Source organism: Shewanella sp. Isolate11, from assembly GCF_022398315.1.
In the GTDB taxonomy this organism is placed as follows: Bacteria; Pseudomonadota; Gammaproteobacteria; order Enterobacterales; family Shewanellaceae; genus Shewanella.
In genome coordinates this window covers 613467-627909 of sequence record NZ_JAKEVF010000002.1, presented here as the reverse complement: position 1 = coordinate 627909, position 14443 = coordinate 613467, and the positions used below count along the sequence as shown (strand labels likewise).

General features: G+C 44.0%; 12 protein-coding genes. 6 read left to right on the top strand and 6 right to left on the bottom strand.

Annotated features, from left to right (window positions below):
- Nucleotides 1-3: 3 nt before the first annotated feature.
- The 4 genes from trpCF to L1D21_RS07985 are packed head-to-tail and all read right to left on the bottom strand — an operon-like array spanning nt 4 to nt 4658.
- Nucleotides 4-1446 (bottom strand): bifunctional indole-3-glycerol-phosphate synthase TrpC/phosphoribosylanthranilate isomerase TrpF, encoded by a 1443-nt coding sequence (gene trpCF / locus L1D21_RS08000; RefSeq protein WP_345773509.1) that lies wholly within the window; start codon nt 1444-1446, stop codon nt 4-6.
- A gap of 13 nt (nt 1447-1459) precedes the next feature.
- Nucleotides 1460-2497: an anthranilate phosphoribosyltransferase gene (trpD, locus tag L1D21_RS07995; protein ID WP_239844708.1), complete on the bottom strand. Its 1038-nt coding sequence runs from the start codon at nt 2495-2497 to the stop codon at nt 1460-1462.
- Nucleotides 2494-3108 carry an aminodeoxychorismate/anthranilate synthase component II gene (locus tag L1D21_RS07990; RefSeq protein ID WP_239844707.1) on the bottom strand — a complete coding sequence of 205 codons (615 nt, stop codon included), beginning with the start codon at nt 3106-3108 and terminating at the stop codon, nt 2494-2496. Before L1D21_RS07990 ends, trpD begins: the two co-directional genes overlap by 4 nt.
- Nucleotides 3105-4658, bottom strand: a complete 1554-nt coding sequence (locus L1D21_RS07985; protein WP_239844706.1) for an anthranilate synthase component 1 — start codon at nt 4656-4658, stop codon at nt 3105-3107. Before L1D21_RS07985 ends, L1D21_RS07990 begins: the two co-directional genes overlap by 4 nt.
- 415 nt (nt 4659-5073) lie before the next feature.
- On the opposite strand from L1D21_RS07985, the gene L1D21_RS07980 reads away from it, so the two are divergent.
- The 6 genes from L1D21_RS07980 to L1D21_RS07955 all read left to right on the top strand — a co-directional run bounded on the left by L1D21_RS07980 (nt 5074) and on the right by L1D21_RS07955 (nt 12586).
- Nucleotides 5074-5934: a PHP domain-containing protein gene (locus L1D21_RS07980; RefSeq protein ID WP_239844705.1), complete on the top strand. Its 861-nt coding sequence runs from the start codon at nt 5074-5076 to the stop codon at nt 5932-5934.
- Nucleotides 5931-6551: an L-threonylcarbamoyladenylate synthase gene (locus tag L1D21_RS07975; RefSeq protein WP_239844704.1), complete on the top strand. Its 621-nt coding sequence runs from the start codon at nt 5931-5933 to the stop codon at nt 6549-6551. Before L1D21_RS07980 ends, L1D21_RS07975 begins: the two co-directional genes overlap by 4 nt.
- A gap of 155 nt (nt 6552-6706) precedes the next feature.
- Entirely contained in the window at nt 6707-7510 is an 804-nt protein-coding gene (locus L1D21_RS07970; protein WP_239844703.1) for a ScpA family protein, read from the top strand.
- Between the two features lies 1 nt (nt 7511).
- Nucleotides 7512-8135, top strand: coding sequence for an SMC-Scp complex subunit ScpB (scpB, locus tag L1D21_RS07965; RefSeq protein ID WP_239844940.1), 624 nt, complete (start codon nt 7512-7514; stop codon nt 8133-8135).
- Nucleotides 8128-8994, top strand: coding sequence for a 23S rRNA pseudouridine(2605) synthase RluB (gene rluB / locus L1D21_RS07960; RefSeq protein WP_239844702.1), 867 nt, complete (start codon nt 8128-8130; stop codon nt 8992-8994). The genes scpB and rluB overlap by 8 nt, the downstream gene beginning before the upstream one ends.
- 943 nt (nt 8995-9937) lie before the next feature.
- A complete protein-coding gene (locus L1D21_RS07955; protein ID WP_239844701.1) occupies nt 9938-12586 on the top strand; it encodes a TonB-dependent receptor in 2649 nt (882 codons plus the stop codon).
- Between the two features lie 134 nt (nt 12587-12720).
- On the opposite strand, the gene L1D21_RS07950 is transcribed toward L1D21_RS07955, so the two are convergent.
- Complete coding sequence (locus L1D21_RS07950; protein WP_239844700.1) at nt 12721-13077, bottom strand: TraR/DksA family transcriptional regulator; 357 nt, start codon at nt 13075-13077, stop codon at nt 12721-12723.
- Nucleotides 13078-13230: 153 nt separating this feature from the next.
- Nucleotides 13231-14160 (bottom strand): tRNA dihydrouridine(16) synthase DusC, encoded by a 930-nt coding sequence (gene dusC / locus L1D21_RS07945; protein WP_239844699.1) that lies wholly within the window; start codon nt 14158-14160, stop codon nt 13231-13233.
- Between the last annotated feature and the right edge of the window lie 283 nt (nt 14161-14443).

Here is a 14443-nt window from a genome sequence, read left to right as displayed (position 1 = left end):
AACTTAATATTGGCGTAGTGCAGCAAACACTTGTTGTAACTTTTGGCTGTCTTTTATACCGGCAGCAGATTCAACGCCTGAGTTAAAATCTAAACCGTAGAAACCTTGATTGGCGGCCTCAAGTGCATTCTGCGGATTGAGTCCACCTGCTAGCATGGCGGCTTGCTTATTGGGAAGTGGCTGTTGCCAATTAAAACATGTTCCCGTGCCGCCAAATTGGACTCCTTGCTCATTAGTGCTTTTGCTGTCAAACAGGATGCGATCAATATTATTTGGTAGCTTTAAGTTGGCTAGTGTTAATGTGTCCCTTGATGGAGCGTCAACATCAACAGCTATGGCCTTCCATATTTCAGTTTGGCAGCCAGCAGCTTGAAGTGCTTGGCGCAATTGGTCGATTTCATATTCTGTTTCATCACCATGCAACTGTACCGCAAATAAACTTAAGTTCTTTGCCAGTTCGACTATGTCAGCGATCTCTTGGTTAACAAATACGCCAACAAAGTTGAGTGCCTTACCGCTTTGGCGTTGTATTGAGACCAACTGTTGTGCTCGTTCTGGTCTTATATAACGCGGCGATTTTTCGGCGAAAATTAACCCTGCATAAATCGCTCCAGCCGCAGCAACAGCGTTGGCATCTTCGACTCGAGTCAGACCACAAACCTTGTTATGACCCAAGGTAAGGGTACGACAGGCAAGATCAAGATCGGCTTCTGCCATTAATGAGCTACCTACCAGAAAGCCATCAACTAAGGGACTCAAGCGTCTTACCTGGCTTTGGTTATAGATCCCCGATTCACTAATCACGACCCTATCAGATGGGATTTGGGGCGCGAGTGCTTCTGTGGTGGCAAGATCGGTAGAGAGATCGCGCAGATTTCGGTTATTGATGCCAATAATGGCAGCATCTAAGTCGATAGCACGTTTTAGTTCAGCCTCATTACTGACTTCGGTGAGCATGTCTAATTGATACTTCTGTGCTTCTTGTGCCAGCAATCGATATTGCTGATCATCGAGTACCGATAACATGAGCAGAATCGCATCGGCACCTTGATGAGCCGCGAGTCTGACTTGATATGGTTCGACAAAGAAGTCTTTGCATAAAATAGGTTGTGTCACACGAGCGCGAACCTTGGGGATATAATCCATATCTCCTTGGAAAAATTGTTCGTCGGTGAGCACAGAAATCGCTGCCGCATAATTTAGGTATACATCGGCAATCGCCTCTACATCAAAATCTTGACGGATTAAGCCTTTGGAGGGACTGGCTTTTTTACATTCAAAAATAAAACCTGCATTTGGTGCCTTGAGTGCATCGAATAAACTTCTATCCGAGGTCTTAGGTTGTAATGTCGCTTCGGGGAAACGCTGTTTTAAGGCATCAATATGGGCAGCCTTAGTATCGACAATCTTGGTCAACACATTACTTTGCTCTGCTGAACTACTCACTCTGACTCCCAATTTAATTTGCTTGGCGACTAGCTTCGGCTAGTTGCGCGAGTAAACCGTAGGCGTTACCGCCGTTGATGGTATTTAATGCGAGCTTGACACCCGACTGGGGCGAATCACAAACTCCGGCAATATACAGGGCGCAACCGGCATTGACTGCTACCGCATCTCTATGTGCAGATTGTCCTTTGCCTTGTAAAATAGCGCGCGTGATGTCGGCATTTTGCTGTGGGGTACCGCCCTCAAGTTGACTGAGAGGTGCTTTCTCAACACCTAGCTGCTGAGGGGTTAAACGGTATTGACTTAACTCGCCGTTATTGAGTTCGCACACCTGGGTATCACCATGTACAGCGACTTCATCTAAGCCACTACCATGCACCACCATGGCGCGCTTCATTCCCAGCGCCTTAAGGACATTCGCGATAGGCTCGACTAATTCACTGCTATAGACGCCAAGTAAAATATAATCGGGACGAGAAGGGTTGATCAAGGGGCCGAGGACATTAAACAAGGTGCGGGTCTTGATCGCCTGACGAACAGCTACAGCGTGTCGAACGCCACCGTGATAATGAGGTGCAAACAGGAAACACAATCCGAAACTGTCTAAGCAATCCCTTGCCGTTTCTGGCGTCATGGCCAAATCAATGTCAAATTGCGCCAGAAGATCAGAAGAGCCCGATTTGCTCGATACGCCTCGGTTACCATGTTTAGCCACTTTTGCTCCAGCCGCAGCGGCAATAAAAGCTGCCGTGGTTGAGATGTTGATGGTGTTATGACCATCTCCACCAGTGCCGACAATATCGATGATGCCTTGTTTTTTAGTGGCATCGTTTGGAGTAGGAAAAGGCTTGGCTGCTGCCAGTAGTGCATCTGCTGCACCAGAGATCTCTTCGATCGTTTCGCCGCGCATCTTCATTGCGACTAACATTCCTGCCATGGCGGCTTCACTCATTTCACCTTGAACGATAGCGCTGAACAAGTGTTTAGCTTGTTCACGACTGACGCTTTGACCGCTATAAAGTTTATCGAGAATAGGCTGAAGGTCGTTCATCTACAGGCTCCTTGTTGATTGCCATTTAACTGAATGCCATCAGTGAGATAGTCAAGGGTCTGAGTTAATAACTGACTGCCCAAGGTGGTTAAAATTGACTCTGGGTGAAATTGAAAACCTATGGCTTTGTATTGCTTGTGAGAGATTGCCATCGGCATATTTTCAGTAGTGGCAATGACATCTAAACAATCGGGTACTTGAGTCGCCACCAAACTGTGATAGCGCGCTACAGGTAGAGGTGAGGGGAGATTGTGAAAAATCCCTAATCCATTATGTATTGTCGGACTGGCCTTGCCATGTACTACTTGATTGGCTCGTTCGATTTTGCCGCCGAAATGTTCAACCATTGCCTGGTGTCCCAAACAAATACCGAGCATAGGCACTTTACCTGCCAATAGGTCGATGAGCTGCATTAAGCAGCCTGCTTCATGGGGCGCGCCAGGACCTGGAGATAACACTAGTACCGCTTGTTGCTCACTGAGTAATTTGTTGGCGATGAAGTTTGCGTCGAGATCATTACGGTAAACGACGACGTCAAAGCCAAGGGTTCTGAACTGATCCACTAAGTTATAGGTAAATGAATCGAAGTTATCTAATAAGTAGAGTTTCATAGTCCACCTCCCATTTTAATTGCCGAGATAACGGCTTGCGCCTTTTGACGTGTTTCATCGGCTTCCGCTTGCGGATCTGAGTCATACACTACGCCTGCACCGGCTTGTATATGTGCTGTGCCATCTTTAACAAAGGCCGAGCGGATCACAATGCAGGTATCCATATCACCTAATCCATTGATATATCCAACCGCGCCACCATAACTGCCACGTCGTTGCTGCTCGGATTTACGAATTAACTGGGCTGCACTGACTTTAGGTGCGCCTGTTAATGTGCCCATATTCATACAGGCTTGATAGGCATGCAGGGCATCCAAATCTTGTCTTAATTGTCCGGTTACTCGACTAACAAGGTGCATTACGTGAGAGTAACGGTCGACTTTAAGTAGCTCTGGCACTTTACGGCTGCCACTTTGACTGATACGCGCCACATCGTTACGAGCAAGGTCGACCAGCATTAAATGCTCAGAGAGTTCTTTTTTATCTAGACGCAGTTCGAGTTCATTGCGGCTGTCAAGATCAAAGTCGATTTCGCCGTTGGCTTTCTTGCCGCGTTTACGTGTGCCAGCAATGGGATAGATTTCAACTTGGTTGGTCGCCGCTTCATATTTAATGGCACTTTCTGGCGAGGCACCAAACAGGGTGAAATCTTCGCCTCTAAAATAGAACATATAAGGGCTAGGATTAGTTAAACGTAACGCGCGGTATGCACCTAAAGTATTGGGGCATGGCAGGCTAAAGCTGCGTGATGGTACTACCTGAAAAATATCACCCGCTACAATATGTTCTTTTAGGTCGCTGACTATTGCCTTAAATTTATCATCGCTGATATTCACTTGTAGTTCAGCTTCAACAGGCGTTAATGCATCGATAGCATTAAGGCTTTGGCTGGCTTGTTTCAGCTCGGTCATCCGGTTTTTTAGGCTTTGGGATAACTGAGCGTCACCGTTGAAATTGTGAGTAATGATGTCAGCATGCTGCTGTTGGTGGTCGACTAAAATCAGTGTTTCAGCAAGATAAAACAGATAGTCGGGGCAAGTATTATCGCTTGGAGCAACTTGAGGTAGTGGTTCTACGGTGTCTATTAAGTCATAAGCCAGTACACCACCTAAAAAAAGTGATTCAAATTGGTCAGGCTTATCGATTTCTATATGTTTTACCAGTGCTCTGAGGCCATCTAATGGCGACGTGGCTTTTAATCTGGCATCTTCATCGAGTTGTTCAGGGCTTTTTGTGAGTTCTAGCGTTAACGTGTCTGCAGTTAAGGTTGCAGTTTCAAGATTAAAGAAGGCGTTGATTGGTTGCAGTAAAGATTGCCCATTAGGGGTAAGTGCCTTGAAAATGAGCCGGTAACCTTCACAACGAATAATCATGGCAGCATGGGTCAGTATGATACTTTTTAAATGATCCTTACTGTCAATTTCAGCCGACTCCAACAACATGGTATTGGGGGCATTTTGAGTCAGATGTTGATATAAATTCAATGGATCATCGTGATAGGTGATCCGCTCCTTGATTGTACTGACGCTTGCCAGAGTACCGTTTGCCATTGTTATCGCTCCAAGCCTGTTGCTAGACTAAATAATATCTTGTTAGCTTTGTTGAAAGCTTTGCAAATTATTCTATAAAAATTAAACCATTAAACGAAAAAAGCCCGCATTAAATGCGGGCTTTTTGTTGAATCTTGTCTCTTTTACATGAGCACAGAGTTTCACACCACCCGCTAAGTTGGGAAGTGCCACCACCAGTTGATGTTGTTAAACGCTGTAGTCTGTGTCATCTGTTTATCAAATTAAGAGTAAATTTGTTTGTGGCTCTATAAAAACATTGTCACCGTCTTGATGTCAATTGAATATTTTTCTATTTGAGAAGTATTTGGTCTAACAAATATGCTGACAAGCAATTATTCCGCTTATCTTGAGCCAATTTGATGTTTCTACTGATAAAGTCGAGTAGAATGAACAGATGACAGAAGAAACACTTTTGATTGATCTACACAGCCATACCACTGCATCTGACGGGCAACTTTCGCCATCCGAACTTGTGGCTCGAGCGCTCGAAAAAGGCGTGCAAGTATTGGCGATAACCGATCATGACACCTTAGATGGATTAGCTGAGGCGCATCAATATAACAATGCGCAAACGGTGCCGCTGAAATTGATTAATGGCACAGAGATCTCAACCTGTTGGCAGAACTTCGATATTCATATTGTGGCGTTAAATGTCGATATTAACGATCAACAACTCAATGAATTTCTTAACAAGCAGCGACAATTACGTGAAGCCCGTGCCAAAGAGATTGGCTTACGTCTTGAGAAGGCGGGGATTGCTGGAGCCTATGAAGGCGCCTCAGCATTAGCCGATGGCGCGGCGCTGAGTCGAGGTCACTATGCTCGCTGGTTGGCGGATAATGGTTATGCCACAGCCCCTGCTGCAGTGTTTAAGAAGTATTTGGCTAAGGGAAAAACAGGTTATGTGCCTAATAACTGGGCTGATATGGCAACGGCCATCGAGTATATCCACCGAGCTAAAGGAATTGCGGTATTAGCGCATCCTAGTGGTTATAAGTTGTCAGCTAAATGGTTAAAGCGTTTGGTGCGTGATTTTAAGGCTGCCGGTGGCGATGGGATGGAAGTAGTTTTGGGCCAGCAAACGCTAGATGATCGCAACAATTTAATTGCGCTGAGTAAACTTAATCAATTATTTGCCTCCCTTGGAAGTGATTTTCACTTTCCCGGAAGTTGGATTGAATTAGGTAAAAATATGTTCCAGCCCCAAGGTGTCGATTGGGTCTGGCAGATGGATAAGTGGACGGAAACACTATGAGTCAGTTTTTTTATGTACATGAGGAAAATCCTCAAACACGTCTTATTAATCAAGCGGTTAATTTGATTAAACAGGGCGGTGTGGTGGTTTATCCAACGGATTCAGGTTATGCCTTAGGCTGCCTGTTGGGTAATAAAGATGCCATGAGCCGAATCGAGCGTATTCGACAAATTGAGCAAGATCATGACTACTCATTGATGGTACGTGATCAATCTGAATTAGCGAGTTATGCAAGAGTCGATAATCAAGCCTATCGTGTGTTAAAACACAATACGCCGGGGCCTTTTACCTTTATTTTTAAGGCGACCAAAGAAGTGCCTAAGCGCTTACAAAACCCCAAGAAAAAGACCATTGGCATAAGAGTGCCTGACAATATTATCGCACTTGCTTTACTTGAAGCCTTGGATGAACCCTTGATGTCTACCAGTTTGATCATGCCTGGCGAAGAGTTTACCGAGTCAGATCCTGAGCATATTCGCGATATTTTGGAGCATCAAGTGGATGTGATCATTCATGGTGGCTATTTAGGTCAAAAGCCCACCACAGTGATCGACCTATCTGAAGGGGATATAGAAATCCTGCGTGAAGGTGCTGGTGATGTTAGCCAATTTGGTTAAGTTGTACATTCGCCAACCAGCCAGATAAATATCTGTCTATTCATTATGCAAATCGGTATAATCGCGCGTTTGGTGAAATTCAGCTTGTTTTGAGTGTTTTACCTTGCTGTCAATAGCAAGGCTAAGTCGATAACAGAGCTAAACAGGAAGATCGGATGCAGGGAATACAGCAAAGTTTACCCTTAGCCGTGGTACGCGGTGAGGTGGTCAAGCAATTACCCGCCGATCTGTTTATTCCTCCTGAAGCTCTAGAAGTCTTTTTAGAAACATTTGAAGGACCCTTGGATCTGCTGCTGTATCTCATTCGTAAGCAAAAGCTCGACATTGTCGAAATGGCAATTTTTCCGGTAACGGAACAATATTTAGAATATATCGAACTGTTACAGGGCGCTAAAGTTGAAATTGCCGCAGATTATTTAGTGATGGCTGCAACATTAGCGGAGATTAAATCGCGCTTGTTATTGCCTAAACAGGTTGAAACTGAGGATGAAGAAGATGATCCTCGAGCACAATTGATCAGGCAACTAAAAGCTTATGAAGTGATCAAAGAAGCGCAGCAGCGTCTCGATGATTTACCACGATTAGAAAGAGATACTTTTCAGGCTAAGGCTTTGCCCGCTGAAGATATTAAACCTGTTGTCGTGCCGCCAAGTGTATCTCTGGTTGAACTTGCCAGTGCGTTTGCCGCAGTATTAAAAAGAGTCGAAGCGACTGAGCATCATCACGTTCGCCGTGAGACGTTGTCGACACGAGAACGAATGACACAGATTTTAGCTATGCTAGAAGGTAAATCCTATGTGCCATTTGAGCAGTTATTTGATTTCAGTGAGGGACGAGCCGGTGTGGTTGTCAGTTTTCTCGCTTTGATGGAATTGGTCAAAGAGTTATTGGTGGATTTGATCCAGGCAGAACCATTATCAAGCATTCATGTTAGGGCTTATGGCATTGTCGAAAAATAAACTGCAGATAAATCAACAACAATTAAAGCAGCTTATCGAAGCAAGTTTGTTTGTGATGGCCAAAACGGTGTCGATAAAGCAGTTAATTGATACAGTTTTAGCGGATTTCAGTGTGTCGCGCCCAAGAGTCAAAGAGGCTCTACAAGCATTACAGCAAGAGTATCAAGAACGGGGCATAAATTTAGTGAATGTAGCTGGTGGTTATCGTTTTCAAACCATCGAAACATTAAGCCCATATTTACAGCGTTTATGGCAAGAGAAAGCGCCAAAATATTCGCGAGCAACGCTAGAGACGTTAGCGGTGATCGCTTACCGTCAACCCGTAACCCGGGGAGACATAGAGTTAGTCCGTGGTGTGGCTGTTGGCAGTCATACCATCAAAAGCTTATCCGATAGAGATTGGATTAAAATCGTAGGCCATAAAGAGGTGCCGGGACGGCCCGCTCTGTATGCGACTACAAGCGAATTTTTAGCCTATTTTGGCTTAGATACGATAGCGGATCTTCCCGCATTATCCGACGCTGAGTCATTGGCTGCGTTGTTTTCTGGGGTGACAAATTCCAAGGTGAATTTGTTAGCTAATGAATCAACGCCCGAAACCACAGAAGAGTCAACTAATGAGTGAAAAATTGCAGAAAGTCTTGGCCCGTGCAGGCCATGGCTCCCGTCGTGAGATGGAGGCATGGATTGCTGCAGGCCGAGTTAGTATTGACGGTGAAATTGCCAAACTGGGTGATCGCGTCGAAGCGGATGCCAAGATCAGAATTGATGGTCGTGCGGTCTCGATAAAATCTGAAGAAGATATTGTCTGTCGCGTGATTGCTTATCATAAGCCGGAAGGTGAGATTTGTAGTCGTAAAGACCCTGAAGGTCGTCCTACCGTGTTTGACCGTCTACCTCGTACCCGAGATTCTCGCTGGGTTGCAGTGGGACGTTTAGATATTAATACCTCAGGTTTATTGTTATTTACCTCTGATGGTGAACTGGCCAATCGTTTAATGCACCCATCCCATGAAGTGGAGCGTGAGTACGCAGTACGGACTTTTGGTGAAGTGACCGATGCGTGTGTGCAGCGTTTACGCACAGGGGTGACCTTAGAGGACGGTCCTGCTCACTTTGATAAGATTAAACCAGCAGGCGGCGAGGGCATGAACAAGTGGTGGCATGTTTCTCTCGCTGAAGGACGTAACCGTGAAGTGCGCCGTTTATGGGAATCCCAAGAGGTTCAGGTGAGTCGATTAATCCGTATTCGTTACGGTATGATTGAATTACCTAAGTCGTTACCTCGTGGTGGTTGGGTTGAATTGCCTATCGAGCAAGTTAATTACTTGAGAGAAATGGCGGGCATGGAACCTGAAAACCGTACATTAATGGGCACTGATAAGCACAGTGTTGCTCGTGCTAAGGTGAAAAGCGCCAAGATCCGCCGTGCGGTACGTAAGCATAAGACCACTGCAGGTAAGACACCTCGCCAGCGAAGCTGATCTCGTCATCTTTCTAAAAAGCCGCATTAGCGGCTTTTTTTTATCTATTTCATTTGTGCATGTCTTAAACGCGACCGAAATCGAGAGCAATCAGCTAAGTTTATCTGAACTTGGGTTTACAAGTGATGAGTATAGTTGTTAAACGGTCAAACTCTTAACACTGCATCTGAATTACTAAAACTTCCCTGTTAGGCGTGATTTGGCTTCCCAATTTTGGCTTGAATTGCCTGACGAGGGAATAATTATTCCATCATCCACTGCTTTGAATGAGTAGCCAAACAATACGCACAATGGAGCACTTTCAAATACTGATTGCTCAACAAGCGTATCTCCATCTGGGAGCGATTTTGATCTTCACAGGTTATCTCACAAGGGACTCATACAAGATGCACGATTAGCAAGTCACTTATAACAAGCACCAAGCTGTTTTGTTAATTTTTATAACTCAGTTAACTTTTATTGACGTTTATATTGATTTAAACAGAAGGTTAAATATCAGATTGTTAATTTGTTGTTTCATTTTATTCTTTTTTTAAAGCGTTTTTCGAACCTACACATTTTACAATGTGATACCTATGTCTTTTTAAATGTCGCTTTAATTATATTTGATTAACTTTTAAAACAAATCATATACACATGTATTTATTTGTATCATTCACTTGTGACATTTGTATTTATTGTTATTTCTATTTTGTATCTATCTAAGATGTTGATTTAAAAAGATTTAATTTGCTTATGTGTTGACTTGTTTTAATTTGTATCACATTAAATGTATCAATTGTTATCAGTTGGGTTATTTTATTGTGAATATCGTTGACTTATTATTGCTTTTTAAACAATATCATCACCGAAGGAATTAACTTCTCATTCAAAAATAAAACAAATAAATATCAACATAAGCGAGAACTAATTAATTTTAATATCTCGTGCATGAGGGAAATATATGAACTCTTGGTCTCTAACAGCAAAAGCAGTACGCGTTGGCTTAGTTGCCGCTGCGACCTCAAGTATTGCTTTTTCAGGAATGGCATTTTCTGCAGATGAAGAAAATGGTGAAAAAGTAGAACGTATCGAAGTGACTGGCTCACGTATTAAGCAGGTCGATATGGAGACTTCTTCTCCTGTGACTGTTTTGACTGCTGCTGATATTCAAATGACGGGTGAAGCAACAGTTGCTGATGTATTGAACAACTCTTCAATTAACAGCTTCGGTTCATGGCGTGGTACATCTGGTTACGGTTCTGGCGCATCAGCTACAAGTAGCGTTCAGATGCGTGGTCTAGATGCTAAATATACTCTAATTCTTCTTGATGGCCGTCGCATGCCTGGTACCAGCTCTAGTTCTGGTGCTGCTGCTGATACTTCTCGTATCCCTATGGCGATCGTTGAGCGTATCGAAATTCTTCGTGAAGGTGCATCTGCAGTATACGGTTCTGATGCGGTTGCTGGTGTAATCAACATCATCACTAAGAAAAACTTTGAAGGTCTAAACTTCACTTATGATACAGAGCTTCCAAGCATCGAAGGTGGTGATCAAAACCGCTTTAATGTGACGACTGGTTACTCAAGCGACAAAGGTAACATTACGCTAACTTACGAGTATGTGAATACTCAGCACGTAATGGATAATGAAATCTGGAAATTAGACGATCCTACTTACGGTGCTTACTCTTCTTATAGCTCAGTTGTTAACGGAAATGGTGCAAGTGGCTGGGTGACTAATAGTGCTCTTTGTAATGATACAGAAAACACAGTTGATGCAACGGACGGTAGCAATAACGGCCGTTGTTTATACAGCTACGGTGAAGTGACCAAGCTATTTGGTGACAATGTTCAAAATTCAGTATTGTCTAACTTCAATTACAACTTAACTGATGATCTTCAGTTCCGTGGTCGTGCAAGTGCTGCATTGTCTGAAACTGATACCCGTTATGCGGGTACGCCTGTATCGACTAACTTACCAAGTATGGATGCTGGCAACGCATATAACCCAGTTGGTGAAGATTTAACTCTGTACATGCGTTCTGCCCCTATCGGTGAGCGTGATACTCGTACAGAGATCAACTCTATCGACTTCTTAGGTGGTCTAGTTGGTTACACTGATGTCGGTAACGGTCTTGACTGGGAGATTAATGCTCAACATAGCCGTTCTTCAACTAACGTATGGAACACTAACCTGATTAATGATGATATCGTTCAGAACCTGATTGATAGTGAGCAGTATGATATCTTCAACACTACAGGTATGAGCACTGCTGATTATGACACCATGATTACTGATTTCTATGGTCAAGCTGCTCACACTGGTACTTATAAAGCTGAATTTACCAGCACCCAAGTTGATGGCTTAGTGTCTACGCTGCTACTTGAAAGTGGTGACTTCTCGCTAGCAGGTGTAGTTGGTGCCGAGTTTGAACACGTTGAATTTGTTCAGAAGAGTGACCCACAATCTGCATCGGGTCGAGTTTCTGGTGGCTCAGGTGGTGACGATGTAGACGCGACTCGTGACCGTACTTCTGCCTATGTTGAGCTACAAGCTTCTTTACCATTTAATATCGATGTAAACGCTGCTGTTCGTTATGACGAATATGACCAAGAAGGTGACGTTGGTGCACAGCTAGTAAGCGGTAAGTTTGATAGCACGACACCACAAATTGGTGTTGCATGGCGTCCAGTGGATTCACTGCTTGTTCGTGCTAGCTGGGGTGAGTCATTCCGTGCACCAAACATGGGTGAAATGTTCTCTACTCAAGCGCTAAGTTTCGAGACTGCTGATGATAACCTATGGTGTGATGCGGGTAACAATGCTGCTGCGGATCCTATTTACTGTGCACAAGGTGGTTCACAGCACAAAACATGGTTCGGTGGTAACCCAGATCTTAAGCCAGAAGAAGGTGAGTCATTCACGACAGGTTTCGTGTGGAACGCGACTGATGCTCTATCTTTCGAACTTTCTTACTATGACCTTAAGCTTGAGAACCAAATTGCTTCTACCAGCTTGACTCGCTTACTAAAAGATGAAATCGACAACGGTGGTTCAACTGCAATCGTTCGTGATGCTAATGGTAAGATTGATGTTGCTTATAGTTTCGACCGTAACATGGCATCATTGGAAACTTCTGGTCTTGATTTCAAAGCCGCTTACTTCCTAGAAACTGCAATCGGTGACTGGACATTCAAGACAGAGCTTGGCTATGTTGATGAGTACGCGCAAACTTCAGCCGCTGGCGAAGAGCCGTTTGACTATGCGGGTCTGCAAGATTACCCACAATATCGCGGTAACGTGAACATTGGCTGGACTCAAGGTGACTGGAACGCTGCATGGACCACTTATTACATTGGTTCACAAGAATCTGGTAACGAAGAGTTCGGTACTGACTATCTAGCTGACGTTCCATCATACTTCAAACATAATGTTCAAGTGAGCTACATGCATCCATGGAATGGTAAGCTGACTCTAGGGGTTAATAACTTACTTGATGAAGAGGCACCAACTTGGTATGACGGTTTCGTTGATTACCGTGATATCAAAACTGACCTATATGACGTGTTAGGTAGAACAATCTTCTTCAAGATTGAACAAACCTTCTAATACTTGTTAATAACACTCCCTGTTACTTAACAGTAAAAAGCCTCCTTAATTCGGAGGCTTTTTTTTTGGTAATTTATATCGTTTAATCGACAAGTTGTGGGGTTGGCAATCCTTCCCAGTATTGATTATTTGGATTAGTAAGTGAGGCGAAGCTCGTGTCTATGTTCGTGGGAATAGTTGGCGGCGCAGCGAGCACATCGTTGCTCTAGTGGGTTGTCGGATAGTCGCTCTGCTTCTATTTCAGATTCACAATCGGAACACAGTCCATAAAGCCCAAGATCAAGTTGACATATTGCAGCATCAAGCTGGGTCAGTTTAATAAACAGTGGCTGGTCGCATAATTTAGCGGCGCTCATACTGTCTATTAATGCAGACAAGCTCAGCGCTGAGCAGTCTAGTTTTAGCTGATGCAGAGCAAAGAGTTCACTAAGCTCGATTCTGATATTGGCTTCAAGTGTCGACAGTTGGTGTCTAATATGGGAGCTGCTCACAAATTATCGCCTGAGTGATTTTATAGAATATAAAGTCTAAACAGCTTGCCTAAGTTGGCTATGACTAAGATCAAATCACAGCGATATTTTATTGATAGTTGCGTCAATTTGTCACTTAAGTTGCGCCATTTTGACCTACATCAATTCTGCTAATTAACTTTCCTGCAGTAAAGAGAGGATTTGGTCGGTATCTTTTAGTACGCGAACCTGCAGAAAGAGTTGTTCCGCTTCGGGGTAATGACGAGAAATGAATCGCAGCCATTGCTTAATTCGAGCTGGGTAGTATTTTTGTTTTTCACTGACAATTTCAAAATCAGAGTAATGCACTAACAAGGCTTTGACCTCTGGCCAGCTCATAGCCTGCTGTTGCCCTCTAACGACATGGGCAAGGTTAGGCACAGTTAAAGCACCGCGACCGAGCATGACATCATCACAGCCACTGGCTTGTTGGCACTTGAGGTAATCCTCACGGCTCCAGACTTCACCATTAGCAATGATAGGCAGCTTAGTGTGCTGCTTAATTTTGCTTATGTATTGCCAATGTGCAGGCGGACGATAGGCTTCTTCTTTTGTGCGGGCATGTACCGTGAGTTCCGTTGCGCCAGCTGATTCTATAGCCTGCGCAATTTCGATACAGCGACTTTTATCATCCCAACCTAAACGAATTTTGGCCGAGACAGGTTTATTTTGAGGAACGGCTTCACGCACCGCTTTGGTCACTTGATAAATGGTTTCAGGCTCTTTTAGTAATGCTGCGCCACCATTGCTGCGATTTACCATAGGAGCAGGGCAACCATAATTGATATCGACCCCATGAGAGCCTAGTTCGATAGCTCTTAGGGCATTTTCGGCCATCCAGTTCGGATGTTGCCCTAAAAGCTGAAGTCTAACCGGAGTACCTGTTGGGGTATGGCATTGATATTTTAGTTCGGCACACAAGCGAAAGAAGACTTTCTCTGGCAGCAGTTGATCAACCACGCGAATAAACTCGCTGACGACTAAGTCATAACCACCTACGCTGGTGAGCAATGCCCGCATGGGGGCATCGGCGACACCTTCCATTGGGGCTAATATAACGCGCATTGAATCTTCTCTCTAACGGTCAGTGACTCGAATTAATCTTGGGTTTTCGCTGTTTTTAGGACTTGAGCGAAAGGGCGCTTATTCTACGTTAGCTGCTGTAGAGTTTCCATGTTAATCAAAGAGAGTTATCGCGAAATGACGTTAATTTCGGTTGTACTATCATCAAATATGTTGCATAACTGTGATAATTGATCGGTTTTTGAAATAAAATCATAAGCTGTCTGGTCATATTATCCGAGCCAGCAAGAAGCGATGTTGGCAACCCTTGCTATATATGGGATTA